17 protein-coding genes are annotated in these 20348 nt (G+C 68.5%); 6 read left to right on the top strand and 11 right to left on the bottom strand.

The features are described from left to right. Nucleotides 1-108: 108 nt before the first annotated feature. The 5 genes from Pmi06nite_RS36875 to pgsA all read right to left on the bottom strand — a co-directional run bounded on the left by Pmi06nite_RS36875 (nucleotide 109) and on the right by pgsA (nucleotide 4468). The gene (locus Pmi06nite_RS36875; RefSeq protein ID WP_203957858.1) at nucleotides 109-1116 is read right to left on the bottom strand and encodes a DUF3048 domain-containing protein; all 1008 of its coding nucleotides are present in this window, start codon (nucleotides 1114-1116) and stop codon (nucleotides 109-111) included. Nucleotides 1117-1246: 130 nt separating this feature from the next. Continuing rightward, the gene (locus Pmi06nite_RS36870) at nucleotides 1247-1786 is read right to left on the bottom strand and encodes a hypothetical protein (RefSeq protein ID WP_203957857.1); all 540 of its coding nucleotides are present in this window, start codon (nucleotides 1784-1786) and stop codon (nucleotides 1247-1249) included. Further along, nucleotides 1783-2913, bottom strand: coding sequence for a glycosyltransferase family 4 protein (locus Pmi06nite_RS36865; protein WP_203957856.1), 1131 nt, complete (start codon nucleotides 2911-2913; stop codon nucleotides 1783-1785). The genes Pmi06nite_RS36870 and Pmi06nite_RS36865 overlap by 4 nt, the downstream gene beginning before the upstream one ends. Next, entirely contained in the window at nucleotides 2910-3866 is a 957-nt protein-coding gene (locus Pmi06nite_RS36860; RefSeq protein WP_203957855.1) for a phosphatidylinositol mannoside acyltransferase, read from the bottom strand. The genes Pmi06nite_RS36865 and Pmi06nite_RS36860 overlap by 4 nt, the downstream gene beginning before the upstream one ends. After that, complete coding sequence (pgsA, locus tag Pmi06nite_RS36855) at nucleotides 3863-4468, bottom strand: phosphatidylinositol phosphate synthase (RefSeq protein WP_203957854.1); 606 nt, start codon at nucleotides 4466-4468, stop codon at nucleotides 3863-3865. The genes Pmi06nite_RS36860 and pgsA overlap by 4 nt, the downstream gene beginning before the upstream one ends. Nucleotides 4469-4735: 267 nt before the next feature. Between pgsA and Pmi06nite_RS36850 the strand changes: the two genes are divergently transcribed. Next, the gene (locus Pmi06nite_RS36850) at nucleotides 4736-6865 is read left to right on the top strand and encodes an elongation factor G-like protein EF-G2 (protein WP_203957853.1); all 2130 of its coding nucleotides are present in this window, start codon (nucleotides 4736-4738) and stop codon (nucleotides 6863-6865) included. A gap of 182 nt (nucleotides 6866-7047) precedes the next feature. Next, the gene (locus tag Pmi06nite_RS36845; RefSeq protein WP_239114456.1) at nucleotides 7048-8715 is read left to right on the top strand and encodes a glycoside hydrolase family 10-like protein; all 1668 of its coding nucleotides are present in this window, start codon (nucleotides 7048-7050) and stop codon (nucleotides 8713-8715) included. 345 nt (nucleotides 8716-9060) lie between these two features. Here Pmi06nite_RS36845 and Pmi06nite_RS36840 read toward each other — a convergent pair whose 3' ends face one another. Further along, nucleotides 9061-9468 carry a hypothetical protein gene (locus Pmi06nite_RS36840; RefSeq protein ID WP_203957852.1) on the bottom strand — a complete coding sequence of 136 codons (408 nt, stop codon included), beginning with the start codon at nucleotides 9466-9468 and terminating at the stop codon, nucleotides 9061-9063. A 601-nt stretch (nucleotides 9469-10069) separates the two neighbouring features. Here Pmi06nite_RS36840 and Pmi06nite_RS36835 point away from each other — a divergent pair. Next, a complete protein-coding gene (locus Pmi06nite_RS36835; RefSeq protein WP_203957851.1) occupies nucleotides 10070-10261 on the top strand; it encodes a hypothetical protein in 192 nt (63 codons plus the stop codon). Nucleotides 10262-10305: 44 nt separating this feature from the next. Here Pmi06nite_RS36835 and Pmi06nite_RS36830 read toward each other — a convergent pair whose 3' ends face one another. Continuing rightward, on the bottom strand, nucleotides 10306-10509 hold the full coding sequence (locus tag Pmi06nite_RS36830; RefSeq protein ID WP_203957850.1) for a helix-turn-helix domain-containing protein: 204 nt from the start codon (nucleotides 10507-10509) through the stop codon (nucleotides 10306-10308). 459 nt (nucleotides 10510-10968) lie between these two features. On the opposite strand from Pmi06nite_RS36830, the gene Pmi06nite_RS36825 reads away from it, so the two are divergent. Beyond that, nucleotides 10969-13116, top strand: coding sequence for a hypothetical protein (locus Pmi06nite_RS36825; RefSeq protein WP_203957849.1), 2148 nt, complete (start codon nucleotides 10969-10971; stop codon nucleotides 13114-13116). 64 nt (nucleotides 13117-13180) lie between these two features. On the opposite strand, the gene Pmi06nite_RS36820 is transcribed toward Pmi06nite_RS36825, so the two are convergent. After that, the gene (locus tag Pmi06nite_RS36820; RefSeq protein ID WP_239114455.1) at nucleotides 13181-13729 is read right to left on the bottom strand and encodes an HIT family protein; all 549 of its coding nucleotides are present in this window, start codon (nucleotides 13727-13729) and stop codon (nucleotides 13181-13183) included. A gap of 170 nt (nucleotides 13730-13899) precedes the next feature. Between Pmi06nite_RS36820 and Pmi06nite_RS36815 the strand changes: the two genes are divergently transcribed. Next, nucleotides 13900-14457, top strand: a complete 558-nt coding sequence (locus Pmi06nite_RS36815) for an Asp23/Gls24 family envelope stress response protein (protein WP_203957848.1) — start codon at nucleotides 13900-13902, stop codon at nucleotides 14455-14457. Nucleotides 14458-14545: 88 nt separating this feature from the next. Here Pmi06nite_RS36815 and thrS read toward each other — a convergent pair whose 3' ends face one another. The 3 genes from thrS to Pmi06nite_RS36800 all read right to left on the bottom strand — a co-directional run bounded on the left by thrS (nucleotide 14546) and on the right by Pmi06nite_RS36800 (nucleotide 19582). Beyond that, on the bottom strand, nucleotides 14546-16522 hold the full coding sequence (gene thrS, locus Pmi06nite_RS36810; RefSeq protein WP_203957847.1) for a threonine--tRNA ligase: 1977 nt from the start codon (nucleotides 16520-16522) through the stop codon (nucleotides 14546-14548). A 131-nt stretch (nucleotides 16523-16653) separates the two neighbouring features. After that, nucleotides 16654-17211 (bottom strand): glycoside hydrolase family 25 protein, encoded by a 558-nt coding sequence (locus Pmi06nite_RS36805; protein WP_203957846.1) that lies wholly within the window; start codon nucleotides 17209-17211, stop codon nucleotides 16654-16656. Nucleotides 17212-17281: 70 nt separating this feature from the next. Next, complete coding sequence (locus Pmi06nite_RS36800; RefSeq protein WP_203957845.1) at nucleotides 17282-19582, bottom strand: phosphoketolase family protein; 2301 nt, start codon at nucleotides 19580-19582, stop codon at nucleotides 17282-17284. Between the two features lie 141 nt (nucleotides 19583-19723). Between Pmi06nite_RS36800 and Pmi06nite_RS36795 the strand changes: the two genes are divergently transcribed. Continuing rightward, entirely contained in the window at nucleotides 19724-20344 is a 621-nt protein-coding gene (locus Pmi06nite_RS36795) for a MarR family winged helix-turn-helix transcriptional regulator (protein ID WP_203957844.1), read from the top strand. The last annotated feature ends 4 nt before the right edge of the window (nucleotides 20345-20348 follow it).

The following is a 20348-nucleotide window of genomic DNA, read 5'->3' as shown; positions in this document are numbered from 1 at the left end:
CCTCACGTCGGCGGGCCTACGATTGTCACCTCCATCGTAGGTCCTGGCCGGTCCATCCCCTTACGTTCCACTCTGTCAGGGTTGATCGCTAACTTTGTACCGTTTGCATCACGGGGAGACCGGCTTCTTCGAAGCCAGCACGACCCACACCTGGCCCCGGGAGAACGGCATCGGCTTCCCGTCGGCCATCGTGTAGGTGGTGCCCTCCTTCTCCGAGGGCCGCGACCACGACACGTTGTACGCCTTGCCGTCCCGCAGCACGATGCCCTTGCCCTCACCCACGCTGTGGATGAGGGGCGTGTAGCTGCCGTTGACGTCGTGGAACTGCGAACGGTCGGTCTTGACCCACTGGATCACGACCGTGGGCGCACCCTGCTGGCCGCCCTCCGCCGCCATGTCCTTGGCCCCGTCCTGGGTCACCAGCCACCGCTTCTGCGGCGCCGACCAGGCGAAGGAGAACCTGGCCGCGGGATATTTCACGCTGTACGACTTCTTGGCGGTTCCCCCCGCGGGCGCCTCGTCGGAGAAGACGAAGCCGATGTCCTGCGCCTTGCTCGCGTCCGGAGCCTTGGCCAGCAGTTTCTTCGGGCTCGCGAACAGGTTGTACGGCGCGACCCGCCCGGGCACGCGACTGTACGCCGAGGGCGCGGCGCTGTCGGAGACGTCGAAGAGCGGCGCCTTCTGGACATAGGGGATCATCTTCGGCTGGACCCCGGAGTAGCCGAGGGCCGGCTTGCCGAAGAGCGGCAGGATGTGCAGGTCGGAGATGCGGGCGCTGCGGACCGGCCCCACCTGGGCGGGCAGCTTCGACGAGAACACGGCCATCAGCCGGGTCAGGCCGCCCTCCACCTGCTCGACGTAGACGATGTCGGCGCTGCGCAGGCCCATCTGGGGCTTGCCCGCATGAGTGTTCTCGATCTTCACGAGCAGCACGGGCTTGCGGTCGGCGGTCTCACGCCCCGTGAACGGATGCTCGGGCGGCGCCGTCGGCGACGGGGAGGGCGAAGGCGACGCCGTGGCCGCCAGTGGTTGTTTGGCGGGCTCCTCGTCCGACGAGCACCCCGCTCCCGCCAGCACGACCCCTAGGGCAAGGGTGAAGCCCGTCACTGCCCGCATTGTTCAGCACCTCCCGTGGGGACCCCCTGAGCAGGCACAACATGCCCATCAGACGTGGTCCTCATGCCATGAAACGGCATGAGCTTACCGGCGGGCGGCACGATGTCCGCATACATTCGGTCAAATCGGACTACTCCGCGGCAAGAGACTCCGGCGGGGCGTCATCGATCTCGAAGAACTGGGGGTAGTCCGTGTGCCCCGCGAGCCTGAGCGTGCGCGCCAGCCAGCGCCGCTGCGCCCTACGCGTGACCGCGACGGCGTTGTTGAAGAAGCGGCGGGAGTAGACGACCTTGGCCACCGCCGTGTCGAGTTCCTTCATCAACGCCGGGCCCGCGAGATGCTCGGTGAGCTTCTCGTCGAACCGTTCCTGGTCGACGACCGCCCGCAGGGTCTTGGACAGGTCGCTCTCGGCGTGTTCCCGCTCCTCGGGGCCCGACGTACGGGCCTCATGGGCTGCGGCGGCGAGGACGAGCGACGTCGCCGGGTCGAGGATGCGCGATCCGGCGAGTTCCAGGCTGACGGCGGCGCGGCGCAGCAGGGCGGCGTCGAGGGCGGCCTGCGCGGCCTCCAGCCTGATGTGCAGGCGGTCGAGCCGGCCCGCCCGCCAGGAGACGTAGACGCTGGCGAGCACCACGAGCACGCCGATGACGAGGATCAGGGTGGTCGTCACGCGACCTCCTCCACGACCCCCGCGTCCGCGGCGGCAGCGGTCTCGTAGACGCGTAGGACGTCACGGGCGACGGTCGACCAGTCGTACTTGCGCACGGCGTGGCGGGCCTCGTCGGAGAGCTTGGCCCGGCGGCCCGGGTCGTCGAGGAGACGTGCGGCCTCCTCGGCGAGCGCCGCGGCGTCGCCGGTCGCGAACAGCGCCCCCGCCTGCCCTCCGCCGAGCACCCGGCGGAACGCGGGGATGTCGCTGGCCAGGATCGGCGCCCCGGCGGACATGGCCTCGGTCAAGACGATGCCGAAGCTCTCGCCGCCCAGGTTGGGAGCGCAGAACACGTCGACCGAGTGATAGGCGCGGACCTTGTCGGCCTCACTCACCATGCCCAGCAGCCCGACGCGGTCCCGGTACTGCTTGGGGACCCGGTCGAGCACGTCGTCGTGATCACCGGGCCCGGCGATCAGGAGACGCAGGCCCGGCCTCTCGGGGGCGAGCAGCGAGAACGCCTCCAGCAGGACGGGCAGTCCCTTGCGCGGCTCGTCCATCCGGCCGAGGAACCCGATCACGCCGCCGTCGGGCCCCCACCCGGGAAGGGGTGTGGCCTCGGCGTATCTGCTGACGGTGACCCCGTTGGGGATCAGCACCGCGTCGCCGCCCAGGTGCTCGACGAGGGTCCTGCGGGCAGCGTCGGAGACGGCGATCCTTGCGTTGATCTTCTCCAGCGCGCTCTGCAACATCGGCGCGGCCACCGACATGGCCCGCGAGCGTTCGTAGGAGGCGTGGAACGTGGCCACGATCGGGCCGCGCGCCACCCAGCAGGCCAGCACTCCGAGGGACGGCACGGCGGGCTCGTGCACGTGCAGCACGTCGAACCGGCCCTCCCTGATCCACTTGCGCACCCGGTTGGCCGACAGGAAGCCGAAGGCCAGACGCGCCACCGACCCGTTGTACGGCACGGGCACGGCGCGGCCGGCGGAGGTGACGTAGGACGGCAGCGGGGCGTCCTCGGCGGCCGGAGTGATGACGGACACGTCGTGCCCGTCGGCGATGAGCGCCTCGGCGAGATCCCGGATGTGCGCCTGAACGCCCCCCGGGACGTCCCAGGTGTACGGGCAGACGATGCCGATCTTCACGGCGCTCCCACAGGCCGGGGCTCCAGGTCGTCGAGCCACAGGCGCTGGAGCATGTGCCAGTCCTCCGGATGCTCGGCGATGCCCTTCTCGAAGACGGAGGCGAGGGTCTGCGTCATCGCGGCGACCTTCTCCTGCCTGGTCCCCTCCACCGGCACCGGGATCTCCTCACAGATGCGGATGCCCCAGCCGTCGCCCTCGAACCACAACACGGCGGGCAGCAGCGCGGCCCCCGTCTGGATCGCGAGCAGCGCGGGCCCGGCGACCATGCGGGTCTTGGCGCCGAAGAAGTCGACCTCCACGCCCGAGGCGGTCAGGTCCCGTTCGGCGGGCAGGCACACCGGACGGCCCTCGCGCAGCCGCTTGGCCAGCGTGCCGAAGGCCATCGCGCTGCCGCCGCCCTTGCTGGTGAGAGGCAGGACCTCCATGCCGAGGCTCTGGCGGTAGGCCAGGAACCGTTCGTACAGCGACTCGGGCCGCAGTCGCTCCATGACCGTGGTGAAGGGATACCCCTTGTGGGCCAGCCACGCCCCGGCGAGGTCCCAGTTCCCCATGTGAGGCAGGGCCATCACCGCCCCGCGGCCCTTGTCGATGTTGTCGAAGATGAACTCCCCGTCGACGGCGCGGGTCTTGGACAGGATCCGGTCCCGGTCCATCGAGGGGAGGCGGAACGCCTCCATCCAGTACCGGAAGTACGACCGCATCCCTGCTCGGCTCAGTTCGCGGATGGCCGGGTCGGCGGGGTCGCCGCCCACGACCCGCGCCAGGTTGGACTCCAGGCGGCGTACCGACGTGCCCTGCTTGCGCCACAGACAGTCGGCCAGGAAGCGGAAGAACCACGCGGCGAGCCTCTCGGGCACCCGGCGGACCACGACCCAGCCCACCGAGTAGGCCGCCGCCACGAGACGGTCCCCCAGCGGCACCCGGACGGGTGGGGTGCCGGCCGCGCGCTTCATCTGACCACCGCCTGTCTGTACACGTGGACCATGCGCTGGACGACCGTGAAGGCGCTCGCCGCCGCGAGCAGCCAGAGCCCGATCGCCAGGATGTACGGCACGCCAAGCCCGGACAACCCGGCCGCGACCAGCGCGACCACGAGTCGCTCCGTCCGCTCGGCGATGCCCACGTTCGCGGTCATCCCCAGGCCTTCTGCCCTGGCCTTGGCGTAGGACACCAATGCTCCCGCGACGAGGCAGAACAATGCGACACCCGCGAGGACGATCTCCGGGTCGTCCTTGAGGACGAAGTAAAGGATGAGACCTGAGAAGACCGAGGCGTCCGCCAGACGGTCCAGCGTGGAGTCCAGGAAGGCTCCCCACACGCTGCCCTTCCCCGTCATCCTGGCGAGCACGCCGTCCAGCGCGTCCGCGAACACGAAGACGGTGATCACGACGGTTCCGAGGAACAGTTGTCCGCGGGGAAAGAAGAAGAGCGCCGAGGCCACCACGCCGAGCGTTCCGACCAGGGTGATGGCGTCGGGCGATATGCCCAGCCGGGCGAGGGTTCTGCCCAGCGGCGTCATGATTCGGGTGACGGCAGGGCGCAGGATGCTCAACATGGCCGTCCGATCGTAGGCCATGAACAGCACGGCGAGCTCGCAAGGACATTCCGTCGAAAAGTCTTGTGATCCTCGCCACATGGGTAAAGGGTGAAGAACACGCGCCTGACAGGCCGCGTGGAGGTGACGTGCAGTGAAACGCCACGTTGACTCCCACGCGCGCTCCGCGAGGGCGGGGCCATGGGCGCGGACAGCGACGGCACGAGCGGCCGGCGCGGGGAGCGTGCGACGTGCCCATCCCGACCGCTCTGAGACGCGGGAGGCGACGTGGCCGAAAGATCTACCGGCGCTACAACAGGAGCCGCGGGCAGAGCACCCGCGGCCGATCGGCCGGACATGGTGCGCAATGTCGTGCTGGTCGGCCATTCTGGAGCCGGCAAGACCACCCTGATCGAGGCGTTGCTCGTGGCGACGGGCACCGTACCGCGCACGGGCAGGGTCGAGGACGGCACCACGGTGTGCGACTTCGACGAGGTGGAGGTTCGCCAGCAACGCTCCGTCAACCTCTGCGTCGCCCCTGTCGTGCACAACGGAATCAAGATCAATTTTCTCGACACCCCCGGTTACGCGGACTTCGTCGGCGACCTGCGCGCGGGGTTGCGCGCGGCCGACGCGGCGCTGTTCGTCGTCTCGGCCGCCGAGGGCGTCGACGGCCTGACCCGGATGCTCTGGGAAGAGTGCGGGCTGGTCGGCATGCCCCGCGCGGTGATCATCACGAAGATCGACCATCCGCGCGCCAACTTCGACGAGGTCCTCGCGAGTTGCCAGGAGGCCTTCGGAGACGGCGTCGCCCCCCTCTATCTTCCCGTGGACGGCATCGGGCTGCTCGGCCTGCTGTCCCAGAGGTTCTTCGAGTACGGGGCCGGCGGCCGTACGGAACGGGAACCGGACTCCGGCCAGCTCGAGCTGATCGAGCAGTACCGGGGCGACCTGATCGAGGGGATCATCCAGGAGAGCGAGGACGAGTCCCTCATGGACCGTTACCTCTCCGGTGAGGAGATCGAAACCAAGGTCCTCATCGACGACCTGGAGAAGGCCGTCGCGCGGGGCACCTTCCACCCGGTCCTGGCCGCGGCGCCCGGCGTCGGCATGCTGGAGATCCTGGAGATCGTCACCCAGGGTTTCCCCTCGCCGATCGAGCACCCGCTTCCCGAGATCACGACGACCGACGGGAAGCCGGTGACCAACATCACCGCCGATCCGTCCGGACCTTTGGTGGCCGAGGTCGTCAAGACGACGAGCGATCCGTACGTCGGGCGGATCAGTCTGGTGCGGGTCTTCTCCGGGACCCTCCACCCCGACATGGTCGTCCACGTCTCCGGGCACGGGATGGCCGACCGGGGACACGAGGACCATGACGTGGACGAACGCGTCGGCAGCCTGTCCTCGCCCCTGGGCAAGACCCAGCGGCCGTTCGGCAAGTGCGTGGCCGGCGACATCTGCGCGATCGCGAAGCTGACGCGCGCGGAGACCGGCGACACGCTGTCGGACAAGGACAACCCGCTGCTCATGAGGGCGTGGGACATGCCCGATCCGCTGCTGCCCGTCGCGATCCAGGCCAAGTCGAAGGCCGACGAGGACAAGCTGAGTCAGGCGCTCGCCCGTCTCGTCGCCGAGGATCCGACGTTGCGGCTGGAGAACAACGCCGAAACGCGCCAGCTCGTGCTCTGGTGCATGGGCGAGGCCCATGCCGACGTGCTCCTCGACCGGCTGTCCAAGCGGCACGGCGTGGAGGTGGAGAAGGTCGAGCTGCGGGTGCCGCTGCGGGAGACGTTCGGCGGGAAGGTCCAGGGCACCGGGCGCAACGTCAAGCAGACCGGGGGCCACGGGCAGTACGCCGTCTGCCATCTCGAGATCGAGCCGCTGCCGTCGGGCGGCGGGCTGGAGTTCGTCGACAAGATCGTCGGCGGCGTGGTGCCACGCCAGTTCATCCCGTCGGTGGAGAAGGGAGTGCGGGCGCAGATGGAGCGCGGGGTCGTCGCCGGATATCCGATGGTCGACATCCGCGTCACCCTCTACGACGGCAAGGCGCACTCGGTCGACTCCTCCGACATGGCCTTCCAGATCGCGGGCCAACTGGCGCTGAAGGAGGCCGCGGCGAAGGTGCCGACGTTGCTGCTCGAGCCGGTCGACCAGGTGTCCATCCTGGTGGCCGACGAGTTCGTCGGGGCCGTCATGTCGGACCTGTCCTCGCGGCGCGGCAGGGTCCTCGGCACCGAACCCGTGGGCACCGGGCGCACGCTGGTCAAGGCGGAGGTGCCGGAACTGGAGATCACCCGGTACGCCATCGATCTGCGGTCGATGTCCCACGGCACGGGGACGTTCCACCGCGTCTTCCTGCGGTACGAGCCGCTCCCCTCGCACCTCGCGGACAAGCTCGCCTCGGACTCCGCCTAGCGATCATCAGGTGTTTCCCGGGCGCCGGAGTTTCGTACGGCCGGCGCCCGGGGAACTCCATGACGTGCGTCTCGCTTTATCACATCAGCAACATGAGATGACTTTCTTTTCTTCGGGGAAACCATCGATTTGCCGGTGCAAGACTGATGGCGGTATGCATCGGGAATCGGGGAGGTCATCACGTGACTGAGCGGAGACGGGTGAGCCGGCCGCTGCTCGCCGGCATCCTGGCCGCGGCCGCCGCCATGGGAGTCGCGTACGCCTACGGACCGGGTGCCCGGGCCGAGCAGGTCGAGCAGGCCGCCGCCGCCGCGCGGACGCAACTGTCGGCACGGGCGGGTGACGCGCGTGCCGTGGCACGCCCCGCGACCCCCCGCTCCCCCGCGGCGGGATCTGGAGCGACGATGGCCGAGCCCGCGAGCACGGCGTCGTGCACGACCAGCGCCCGTTACGCCAAACGGCAACTGCGCGGCATCTGGATCGCCACGGTGCACAACCTGGACTGGCCCTCCCGCGCCGGCCTGACGCCCGCCCAGCAGCGGGCCGAGTACGTCAAACTCCTCGACCTCGCGGCCAAGCGCCGGTTCAACGCGGTGTTCCTGCAGGTACGGCCGGCCTCGGACGCTCTTTACAGTTCCTCGCTCGAGCCCTGGTCGCAGTACCTGACCGGCACGGCGGGCAAGAACCCCGGCTGGGATCCGCTGCCCTTCCTCATCCAGGAGGCGCACAAGCGCGGCATGGAGTTCCACGCGTGGTTCAACCCCTACCGCGCCGGTGACACCACGGACCTGTCGAAACTGCCCGCGAACCACCCCGCCCGCCTTCACCCCAACTGGGTCGTGAAGCACGAGGGCAAGCTCTACTACAACCCCGGGCTCCCGCAGGTCCGCGACTGGGTCACCAAGGTCGTGAAGGACGTGACCCGGCGCTACGACGTGGACGGCATCCACTTCGACGACTACTTCTATCCCTATCCGGGGCAGGGGACGCAGTTCGCCGACTCGGCCGCCTTCAAGACGTACGGCAAGGGCATGAAGCTGGCCGACTGGCGGCGGGACAATGTCAACAAGCTGATCGCCCAGGTCTCAAAGGCCGTTCACACGGAGAAGCCGTACGTGAAGTTCGGCGTCAGCCCGTTCGGCATCTGGCGAAACAAATCCGAAGTTTCATCGGGTTCGAATACAAAGGGCATGTCCGCATATAGCTCGATTTATGCGGATGCGAAGGCGTGGATCAAGGCGCGTTCGGTGGATTACCTGATCCCCCAGATCTACTGGCCGCGGGGATACGCGATCGCCGACTACAACGTCCTGGTCCCCTGGTGGGCGAACGCGGTCAAGGGCACCGGCGTCGACCTCTACATCGGCCAGGCGCTCTACCAGGTGGGCACCAAGACGATCCCGGCCTGGGCCAAGCCCGATGAGCTGCCCTCGCACCTGGCGGTCAACCAGAAGTACCCCGAGGTCAAGGGCGACGTGTTCTTCAACGCCTCCCAGCTCCGAACGAACCCGCTCTCGGTCATGGACCGGCTCGTGAAGGAGTACTACACCAGGCCCGCGCTCCTCCCCCTGATCAAGGGGATGAGCACCAAGGCTCCCGCCGCCCCGAGCGGGCTGAAGCACAACGGCCGGACGCTGGCATGGGCCGCCCAGTCCGGCGCCCGCTCCTATGGGATCTACCGGGTCGACAGTGCAGGCACGTGCGCCACAGCCGACGGCCGGAACCTCATCGCCGTCGTCCCGGCCACGCACGCTCCCAGCTATGCGGGCAAGGTCGCCGGCACGTACTACGTGACCACCCTCGACCGCCTCGGCAACGAAAGCCTCCCCACCCGCCTAGCCATCCGCTGACCCTCTCTCTCGGGCGTGATCATGCACAAGTTCGTAAGAAGGTGCCCTGACCTGCCCCGACACCGGGCGTGATCATGCACAAGTTCGTAAGAAGGTGCCCTGACCTGCCCCGACACCGGGCGTGATCATGCACAGGTTCGGGCGGATGCCTCGCGACCTGCCCGAACTCCAAGCGTGATCATGCACAGATTCGTAAAGTGGCCGCCTGACCAGGCCCAACATCATTCGTGATCATGCACGGGTTCGGGCGAAGGCCTCGCGACCCTAGCCTGCTCGCCGGCCGGGCAGGCGGCCTGAGGGCCGGTCCCGGCCGCCAGGCGCTCGGGCCGCGCGAGCGAACGTCACTCAAGCTTGGAAGCCCGTAGCCGCAACCGCCCGTCCGATCGGGCTTTCACGCCAGTCGCGCAGGTAGACCCCGACCTGGATTCGCCGATCAGCGCCGACTTCTGTGACCTTCGGCGGGACAGAACGCCGCACCTTGCCGCGCGCATCGACCGGTTCGAGCTCGCTGCGGCTGAAGACCATCACATCGAGGGGAACCAGACCCCCGAGCTTGTCCCGCCGCACCTCGACCAGATCGGCCCATTTGACGGAGACCCTGTAAGCATCCCGTTGTGCAGTCATCCCATCCTCGTGAACCGTCAGAGATCGACGTCTCACTCTAAAAGTCACCAGCACGAAGGCGAGAAGCGCTCCGACCACCGCGCCGAAGACCGAACGCGACACGGCTGCGAAGACAACTCCGAAAAGCACGGGGAAAGCCAGGCTCGATAGGAGAACCAGAGGCCAACGGGGGTGATATGTCGTCTGCACGAGCAAAAGCTACCGCCAACACGAATGCAGAAATTGCCCCCAGCAGGGGCGCTCCGGCTCCGAGGTGATCGTCAAGGGCCCGCTCGTCGTCGCCGGCCGTAGATGGCTGAGGTAAGGGCCTGATCACCCCGCTCGCCATCGCCCTGGGACAAGCCAAGCAGACCATGGACAGCGGTCCATGTCGTTCATCCAGCGGGGTGCTCCACCCGTTGCCGATCGTGGATCAGCCCCCGAGTGATCACTGACGATTAGAAGTGAGAACGATCAATGAAAAGCTCTAAAGCTTGGCTCTGGGCAGGCGCGGCGATCTCCGGCCAGATGTCCGTCTACTTTTCAGTAAGCACACTGGCCACCACCCGGCATGGGGGTCAGGGTATGCACGCGATCACCGTCGCATTAACCCGCGGCGGAGCACCTGGTTGCGCATGGCGGGCGGGTCGTGAGGGTGCCAATCGTGGAACGCCTGAGCCGCCCGAGTGAGCGCGATCGCCTAAGCGATCATCCTGGTGCGGACTGAGTGGCGGGCCATAGCATCGCCCGCATGCTTGAGCTCTTCGGACTAACCGGACGTAACGTCTTCCTTGCCGTTGGCACGGGGACACTCATCCTTGGAGGCCTCTTCTCCCTCAACCTTGGCACCGAACGCGTGGGCGATGTTCTCCTCCGGATCGCCATGATCGCAATGCTTGGCGCGGTGGCCTGCGCAGTCTCCAAGCACCGCAAGAAGGAGTAGAGCCTGGGCTGATCGGCCCGAGCATGGATGTTCTAGGTACTTGCCTAGACCTGCTTGCCGAAAAACTTCGGAGGCAGGCCGCAGTACTCAGACCATCTCAGCCATTGGTCAATGTCCCCCTTCGGGAACCGGTACGACTTGCCAATCCTCACGAACGGCAGGTCATAGATGTTCTTGTCGACCCACTCTGGTGACACCTTCAGGTACTCGGCTAGCTGCTCCGGGGTCAGCAGTGCGTCTGCGATCATCGGTCACCTCTGAGGGAACGCGCGTCTTGCCAAGCTACAGGCGGGAACGGCCGTATGTCGCCCTCTGCACTCCCCACACAATCCCCACAGAAGTGGCCTAATGAGGCCCTACCGGCCTCCATGGTTCCGAACCTAGAAACGGACCCCGACCAGAGAGAACGGCACTCCTCCGGATCGCTCCGAAGCAGAGGACACTAGGCGGAAACCCCTGTCGATACCAGGCACAGCATGATCACGGTCGATGTCTTCGCAGATCGCGGGGGCACTTCACGAATCTGTGCATGATCACGCTTGGAGTTCGGGCAGGTCGCGAGGGCTCCACCCGAACCTGTGCATGATCACGCGCGGTGTTGGGGCAGGTCAGGGGGCCTTCTGCCGAACTTGAGCATGATCACGCACAAGGGGTGGGCTGGTCCGATAGCGTGGGCGCGAACTTGTGCATGATCCAGGAGGTCAACCGTGAGGCGTCGGCTGATCGCGCTAGTGGTGGGGGCGCTGTTCTGCGTGCTCGCCCCCGCAGGTGCGGCCATGGCCCAAGTCCAGGCCCCACAGGCGACCACCGACGCCGCTCAAGGCCAACAGGTGGTCCTCATCGGAGTGCCCGGTCTGATGTGGAGCGACATCAACCAGACCGACACCCCGAACCTCTGGAAGCTGGCCGGGTCGAGTGCCCTCGGCTCCCTGTCCGTACGGACCGTCGGCAACATCACCTGCCCCTATGACGGCTGGCTCACGGTCTCGGCCGGAGTCAGGTCGGCCGTGGGGGCCAAATGCGGCATGCCGCCCACCCCGGAGAAGCAGGGCGAGGGCGCCGTCGTGCCGGAGTTCAACTGGCTCTGGGACGTCCGCGACCAGCAGTACGCGGGCACGCTCGGCCAGGCCGTCCACGACGCGCGGCAGTGCACGATGGCGGTCGGCCCCGGGGCCGCGCTCGCCCTGGCCGACCGGCAGGGCAAGGTCGACGTCTACGCCGACACCCCGGCGCAGGTGACCGACTGGACCCGCTGCAAGGTCGTCGCGGTCGACGCCGGCGACCTGATCACGCCGTACATCGAGAACGACAAGGTCACCACGACCGTCGAGAAGCTGACCCCCGAGGCCCGCCGCGCGGCGGTCAAGGCGGCGGACGCGACGCTGGGACCGGCGCTCCTCCACCTCGGGACCAGCACGGTCCTCGTCGCCGGGCTCTCCGACCACGGGACGGTCCCCCACCTGCGGGCGGCCATGCAGTACACGCCCGGCCCGGCCGGCTCCGCGCAGCCACTCACGCTCGGCAGCCGGTCGACCCATCGGGACGACATGGTGATCCTTCCGGACTTCACGTCCACGATCCTCGCCGGTCTGGCCGTCACGCCTCCGGCGACCGTCGTGGGAACGACGATGGAGAGCCACACGACCGGACGGAACGTCGGCGAGCAGGTCGACTCCCTGAAGGTGGCCGACGTGGCCGGGCAGACGATCCGCGACTGGACCGGGGTGTTCTTCACCACTGTGGCCGTGCTGCAGGTGGCCTTCTACATCACGGCGTTCCTGCTGATGCGCCGCCGCAGCGGCCTGCGCGGCGTCCGGGTCTCGGCCATCACGCTCGCCTCGATCCCCGCCTCGACCTACCTCGTCAATCTCCTCCCCTGGGCCCGTTCGCCGCTGCCGACGGTCACTCTCTTCGGCGCGATCCTGGTGACGGCCGTCCTGCTGAGCGCGGTCGCCCTCCTCGGACCGTGGCGCCGCAGCCTGCTCGGGCCGCCGACCGTGGTCGCGGGGGTGACGGCGGTCGTGCTGCTCGCCGACCTGCTGACGGGGACGCCGCTCCAGCTCAACAGCATGATGGGCTACACGGGAGTGGTCGGCGCCCGTTACTACGGCCTCGGCAACATCCCGTTCGCCCTTCTCGCGACGGCCGTCCTGCTCGTCACGACGGCGATCGCCGACAGGTTGGTCCGCTCCGGCCGCAGGACGCTCGCCGTGGGCCTGGTGGCCGGTCTGGGCGGCTTCGCGATGTTGCTGGACGGCTGGCCGGGCGTCGGCAGCGACTTCGGCGGCGTCATCGCCTTCGTTCCGGGCATCGCCGTGGCGGCGCTGATCGTGGCGGGCAAGCGGGTGTCGATCATCAAGCTCGGCGCCTTCTGCGTGGCGGGCGGCGTGCTCGTCATGGGCATCGCCTACCTCGACTACCTCCGCCCGGCCGCCGACCAGACACATCTGGGGCGGTTCGTCGGGCAGGTCTTCGACGGCACCTTCCTTCCCGTGATCTCGCGCAAGCTCGGCGCGATGTTGCACACGCTGATCAGCCCCAACCTGATGCCCGTGGTGATCGCCGCCTTCGCGTTCCTCGTCTTCGCGCTGCTCCGCCCCGGCAAGGCGAGCGCGGGCGTGTTGCCGCTCGCGTTCGAACGGGCGCCGACGCTCAAGGCGGGCCTGCTCGGTGCGCTCGTCAGCGGCGTGGTGGGCATGCTGGTCAACGACTCGGGGGCCGCCGTCCTGTCGATGGCCCTCGCTCTCGCCGTCCCGCTCGTGCTCAGCGCGGGCATCCGCGCGCTGGAACTCGGCGAGCAGGCGCCGGGCACCGTCCCGTCGCTCGAGCCCAGCCCTGCGGAGCAGCCCGCCTAGCCCCGCGCAGCAACCCGCCTATCCTGCGGAGCAGAGCCCGCCCAGCCCCGCGGAGCAAACCCGCCTAGGACGCGGGCCAGGCGCCCGCGAGCAGCGTACGGGTGTCTCGCAGAAGCTGCGGCAGGACCTTGGTGTGCCCGACCACGGGCATGAAGTTGGTGTCGCCGCCCCACCGGGGGACCACGTGCTGGTGCAGGTGGGCGGCGATGCCCGCGCCCGCGACCCCGCCGAGGTTCATGCCGATGTTGAAGCCCTGGGCGCCGCTGGCCTTCCTGAGGGCGAGCGTCGAGCGCTTGGTGAACTCGGCCAGTTCGGCGGTCTCCGCTTCGTCCAGGTCCGCGTAGTCGGCCACGTGCCGGTACGGCACGACCATCAGGTGGCCGGAGTTGTACGGGTACAGGTTCAGGACGGCGTAGACGACGGAGCCGCGGGCGACGATCAGGCCGTCCTCATCAGGCATCTTGGGGATCTCGCAGAACGGGCATCCGTCGCCCTCCCCCGTCCCGCTCGGCTTGTTCTCGCCCTTGATGTACGCCATGCGATGCGGGGTCCAGAGGCGCTGGAAGTTGTCCGGCGTCCCCGCGCCGGCCTGCTCGATGGGCTCTGAACTCACAGCCGCCCTCTCCCCTCGTTCCGACGTGCCTGCCGCATGTGAAGCAGCATATGACTCGCGGATCTCTCCTACGCGTGCTGGGCATTGTTCGGGACAAACCATTCGATCTTCGGGCAGAATTCTCCTGCTGCGCGGAGCACGCGGGGCCGTAATCGCCGAGGAGTTGGACAATGACCGACGTCGCAGTCGAGCAGGGCCAGGAGCACGCTGAAGATCAGCATGACGAGTACGAGGGCGAGGAGGCGACGGAGCAGACGTCCACTGAGGCGCCGGCTCAGGGCGGTTTCACCCTGCCGGAGCCGGGGACCGCGTCCGCGATGACCGACGGCTTCGCCGTGGCGGTCAGGGGCAGGATCAAGGTGGCGGACGAGGTCGTCGAGAAGGTGGCGGCGCTCGCCGCCCTGGAGATCGCCGGTGTGGCGGACCTCGGCGGCGACCTCGAGCGCGCATTCGAGAGCGTGCGTGACCGCATCGGGCTGGGCGCCAAGCGGGCCAACCAGGGCGTCCGGGCCTCGATCCTGAACCAGCAGGTGACCGTCGACATCACCATCGTGATCGAGTACGGCTACGTGGTGATGGAGGTGGCCACCGACGTCAGGGCCAACGTGGCACGCTCGGTCAGCCACATGCTCGGCATGCGGGTCACCGAGGTCAACGTGACGGTGGACGACGTGCGCCTCCCCGGCGAGGGCGACAAGCCCGCCGAGCCGGAGGACGAGAACTTCTAGGAGGCCTCCTGAGGGCCTTCTGACGCGGCTACGGCCTGCGCCCCGGTAGCGGGACGCAGGCCGTAGCCGTTTCGATCAGACCGTTCGATCAGACCTGGACGCGCCGCTCGACGGCGTCGACGATCTCGGCGATCGCCTCCTCGATCGGCACCCCGTTCTTCTGCTCGCCGTTCCGGTACCGGAACGACACCGCGCCGGCGGCGACGTCCTCGTCGCCGGCGAGCAGCATGAACGGCACCTTGGCCTTCTGCGCGTTGCGGATCTTCTTCTGCATCCGGTCGTCGGCCACGTCGACCTCGACCCTGATGCCGTGCTCCCGCAGCCGTTTGGCGACGTCCAGCAGGTAAGGGGCGTGGGCGTCGGCGATCGGGATGCCGACGACCTGCACCGGGGCGAGCCAGGGCGGGAAGGCGCCCGCGTAGTGCTCGACCAGCACGCCGAAGAACCGCTCGATCGACCCGAACAGCGCCCGGTGGATCATCACCGGCTGCTGCCGCGATCCGTCACCCGACTGGTATTCCAGCTCGAAGAGCTCCGGCAGGTTGAAGTCGAGCTGGATGGTCGACATCTGCCATGACCGGCCGATGGCGTCCCGCACCTGTACGGAGATCTTGGGGCCGTAGAAGGCCGCGCCACCCGGGTCGAGCACCAGATCGAGGTTCTCCGACTCGGCCACCTCGCGCAGGGTCTCGGTGGCCTCCTCCCACGCGTCGTCCGAGCCGACGTACTTCACCGGGTCCTTGGTGGACAGCTCCAGGTAGAAGTCTTCGAGGCCGTAGTCGCGGAGCAGGTCGAGCACGAACCGCAGCAGCGACTTCAGCTCGTCGCGCATCTGGTCACGGGTGCAATAGATGTGCGCGTCGTCCTGGGTGAGGCCGCGGACCCGGGTCAGCCCGTGGATCACGCCTGACTTCTCGTACCGGTACACGGTGCCGAACTCGAACAACCGCAGCGGCAACTCGCGATAGGACCGCCCGCGCGCCCTGAAGATCAGGTTGTGCATGGGGCAGTTCATCGGCTTCAGGTAGTACCGCGCGCCCTCGAGCTCCATGGGCGGGAACATGCCGTCGGCGTACCAGTCGAGGTGGCCGGAGACCTTGTAGAGGTGCTCCTTGGTGATGTGCGGGGTGTTCACGAAGGAGTAGCCCGCCTCCTCGTGCCTGCGGCGCGAGTAGTCCTCCATGACGCGGCGGATCACACCCCCCTTGGGGTGGAACACCGGCAGCCCCGAACCGAGCTCGTCGGGGAAGGAGAACAGGTCCAGCTCGGCGCCCAGCTTGCGGTGGTCGCGCTTCTCGGCCTCCTCCAGCAGGCGGAGGTATTCGTCCTGCTTGTCCCTGGACTCCCACGCGGTGCCGTAGATGCGCTGGAGCTGCGGGTTCTTCTCGCTGCCCCGCCAGTAGGCGCCGCCGGACCGCATCAGCTTGAAGGCCGGGATGACCCGGGTGGTGGGCAGGTGCGGCCCGCGGCACAGGTCCTTCCAGCACAACTCGCCCGACTTGGGGTCGAGGTTGTCGTAGATGGTCAGCTCCGCGCCGCCCACCTCGACGTCCGCGCCGTCGTCGGAGCCTGCCGCGCCGCCCTTGAGCCCGATGAGCTCCAGCTTGTACGGCTCGGCCGCGAGTTCCTCGCGTGCGTCGTCGTCGGAGACCCGCCGCCTGTGGAAGGTCTGCCCCTGCTTGACGATCTCGCGCATGCGCTTCTCGATGCGCTTGAGGTCGTCGGGGGTGAACGGGTCCTTGACGTCGAAGTCGTAGTAGAAGCCGTTCTCCACGGGCGGGCCGATGCCGAGCCGGGCCTCCGGGAAGATCTCCTGGACGGCCTGGGCCATGACGTGCGCGGTCGAGTGGCGCAGGATCGCCCGCCCGTCGGCGCTGTCGATCGCGACCGGCTCGACGACGTCGCCTTCGGACACCTCGGCGGCCAGGTCGCGCAGGTCGCCGTTGATCTTCGCCGCGATGACCGTTCTGCCGTCGGCGCCCAGGGCCTCCCCCGCCGTCGTCCCCGCCGCGACCACACGCTCGGCTCCGGCGAGGGTGATGCGTATTTCGAGGACGGCAGACACGGTGACTCCTTGCGTACGGATGCTGCGGGACTGATCTGACGGGGGCCCCGCGCGTCGGACCATGCCTCGACGGCCGGGCGGGTTCCTCCCGCATCCGATGCTACCGGTGCCACCACCCCTATTTCGCTTGGTTACTCCCGCGTGGCGAGGGTCGAGAGTTCCTCCAGTGATCCGGCGAAGGTGTCGCGGTTCACCGGGCTGCTGGCGTACTGGTGCAGCGTCCAGGACGTCCAGGGCGGCGGAACCGAGGGCTGCCCCCTGGGCCGGTCGGGGGCGGCGATCCACAGTGGGAGGTCCGCCAGCCCGGCGCAGTTCCCCTCGGCGGCGAAGTGGCGCATCGTCCGGACGATGGGCCGCACTCCCGCGAGGCGGCGCACCTCGTCGCACCACCGCCGGGCGAAGGCGGCCACCTCGGCGGGCGCGAGCCCGTCGGAGACGCGGAGATCGACGGCGAGCAGGCCGGCGTCCGCGTGGCCGAGGAAGTGCGCGGCCTGGGCGATCGGATCGCCTCCCGGCCTGGCCACGTGGTATGCCCCCGCCAGCACGCCCGCCGCGTCCATGGCGTCCCGGTGGCCCGCGTAGGCCGAGTCGACCCCCCGGTCGCCCTCGGTGGCCCGGGCGAAGCCGAACACGGCGCCGTCCCACTCCACGGACGGCAGCCAATCGGACACATCGATGCCCTCGATCACCGTATGACCCTAATGACGCGGTGATCGGCCTGCGAGTCCTTTCCCGGAAACGACGCCCGAGAACGCGCGGTCAGTAGGGCCACACCCATTCGCGGATCTCGACGGGATCCTCACCGTGCTCCCGCGTGTAGAGCTTGCAGCGGAGGCGGGTGTCCGCCATGTGCTGCCGCAGGTGCGCCTGCCTGCCGCCGAGCGCGGGCACCCGGTCGATGACGTCCATCACCAGGTGGTAGCGGTCGATGTCGTTCATCATCGCCATGTCGAACGGCGTCGTCGTCGTGCCCTCCTCCCGGTAACCCCGGACGTGGAGGTTGTCGTGGCCGTTGCGCCGGTAGGTGAGCCGGTGGATCAGCCACGGATACCCGTGGAAGTTGAAGATGACGGGTTTGTCCGCGGTGAAGACCGTGTCGAACTCGGCGTCGCTCATGCCGTGCGGATGCTCGGACGGCGGCTGGAGGCGCATGAGGTCGACCACGTTGACGACCCTGATCTTGAGCTCGGGCAGGTGGGCGCGGAGCAGGGCCGCCGCGGCGAGTGTCTCCATGGTGGGCACGTCACCGGCGCAGGCCAGCACGACGTCGGGCTCGACGCCGTCGTCGTTGCTCGCCCAGTCGAGGACGCCCACTCCGCGGGTGCAGTGACTGACGGCCTCGTCCATGGTCATGAGATCGAGCACGGGGTGCTTCCCGGCCACGACCACGTTGACGTAGTCCCGTGAGCGCAGGCAGTGGTCGGCGACCGACAGCAGGGTGTTGGCGTCCGGCGGCAGGTATACCCGGACGACGGAGGATTTCTTGTTCATCACGACGTCGAGGAATCCGGGGTCCTGGTGGCTGAAGCCGTTGTGGTCCTGCCGCCAGACGTGCGAGGACAGCAGGTAGTTCAGCGAGGCCACCGGACGCCGCCACCCGATCCTCCGGGTCGACTCCAGCCATTTGGCGTGCTGGTTGAACATCGCGTCGACGATGTGGATGAACGCCTCGTAGCAGTTGAAAAGGCCATGCCTGCCGGTCAGCAGGTATCCCTCCAGCCACCCCTGGCACAGGTGCTCGCTCAGCACCTCCATCACCCGGCCGTCCGGAGCCAGGTGCTCGTCGGTGGGGAGGATCTCGGCGTCCCACGCCTTGGGGGTGGCCTCGAACACCGCCGACAGCCGGTTGGACGCCGTCTCGTCCGGGCCCATCAGCCGGAAGTTCCCGGGGTTCCCGGCGAACACGTCCCGCAGGAAGCCGCCGAGCACCCGGGTCGGCTCGGTGGGCGAGGACGCGTGCGACTTCACCTCGACCGCGTAGTCGCGGAAGTCGGGAAGCACCAGCGGGCGCAGCAGTTCCCCGCCGTTGGCGTGCGGGTTGGCGCTCATCCTGCGCGGACCGTCCGGCACCGTACGGAGAATCTCCTCGACCGGCCCGCCGCGAGCGTCGAACAGCTCCTGCGGCCGGTAGGAGCGCATCCACTCCTCCAGCGTCGCGAGGCGCTCCGGCCGCTCCCTGACCTGCTCCAGCGGCACCTGGTGGGCCCGCCAGGTGCCCTCGACTGGCAGCCCGTCGACCTCGCGAGGGCCGGTCCAGCCCTTCGGCGTACGAAGGACGATCATGGGGAGCCGTCCGCCGTCGGCCAGTTCGTCGAAGACGGACTCCAGCGTCTCGGCCATCTCCTCGTGAACGGCCCCCGGGTCGTCCCCCGACACGATGTGGGGGCGGTAGCCGTAGCCCTCCATGAGCTTGACCAGGTCCTCCTCGGGGATCCTGGCGAGCACGGCCGGGTTGGCGATCTTGTATCCGTTGAGGTGCAGGATCGGCAGGACGACGCCGTCCCTATCTCGATCGAGGAACTTGTTGGAGTGCCAGCTGGCGGCCAAGGGACCGGTCTCCGCCTCCCCGTCGCCGATGACGCACGCGACGACGAGATCGGGATTGTCGAAGGCGGCGCCGTACGCGTGGGCGAGCGAGTAGCCCAGCTCGCCGCCCTCGTGGATCGACCCGGGCGTCTCAGGGGCGACATGACTGGGGATGCCGCCGGGGAAGGAGAACTGCCGGAACAGCCGTCGCATGCCCTCCGCGTCCTGGGAGACGTCGGGATACCGCTCGCTGTAGGAGCCCTCCAGCCAGGCGTGCGCGACCGCGGCCGGGCCGCCGTGTCCCGGCCCGCAGATGTAGATCATGTTCTGGTCGCGCTCCCGGATGACCCGGTTGAGGTGCGCGAAGCAGAAGTTCAGGCCCGGGGTGGTCCCCCAATGGCCGAGGAGCCGGGGCTTGACGTGCTCGGGCCGGAGCGGCTCGGCGAGCAGCGGGTTGTCCATGAGGTAGATCTGACCGACGGACAGGTAGTTGGCGGCTCGCCAGTAGGCGTCGACTTTCGCGAGTGCGTCCATGCTTCGACAGTTCCTCGCGTGAGGGATTCAAACCGCGCGGCCGCCCTCCCGCCTCGTACGGCCGGGCCGGGCGGCGGAAGCGGGTGAACCGGATGGCCGGAAGGCGGTTGAAATCTCAACCTCATCGGTACGCTTGAGCCCATGTCGGAGACGCGTTGGCTCGACGAGGAGGAGCAGGGGGCCTGGCGCGCCTACATCTGGACCAACCACTTGCTCTGGGAAGCCCTCGAACGGCAACTGCAGCAGGACTCGGGCATCCCCCACGCGTACTACATCATGCTCGTCTGCCTGTCGGAGTCGCCCGACCGCACGATGACCATGACTCAGCTCGCCTCGGTGACCCAGTTCTCCGCCAGCAGGCTCTCGCATGCCATGGCACGCCTGGAGGAGAAAGGCTGGGTGCGGCGGATCAAGCACGACGAGGATCGCCGCACCACCATGGCGAAGCTGACCGCCGAGGGCTTCGCCGCACTCGAGAAGGCCGCTCCCGGCCACGTCGACGAGGTGCGGCGCCGGGTGTTCGACCCGCTCTCACGCGACCAGATACGGCAGTTCCACGACATCCTGGCCACCATCCTCGCCGGTCTCGAGTCGGTCGAGGAACCCGAGGAACCCGAGGAGAGCGGGCAGCCCGGAGAGAGCGGGGAACCCGGGGAATCCCGCAGGCCCGCCGAGTCCGCGGCGGAACCGGGCCACGGTGGACGGGCCGGCCGCGCGCCATCGGGGGCGAGCCCTTCCGGAGACGCCGCGCAGTCCGCCTGACCAC

It is taken from the genome of Planotetraspora mira, assembly GCF_016863275.1.
Lineage (GTDB): Bacteria > Actinomycetota > Actinomycetes > Streptosporangiales > Streptosporangiaceae > Planotetraspora > Planotetraspora mira.
Note: the sequence above shows the minus strand (reverse complement) of the source record. Positions and strands in the feature narration are given on the sequence as shown.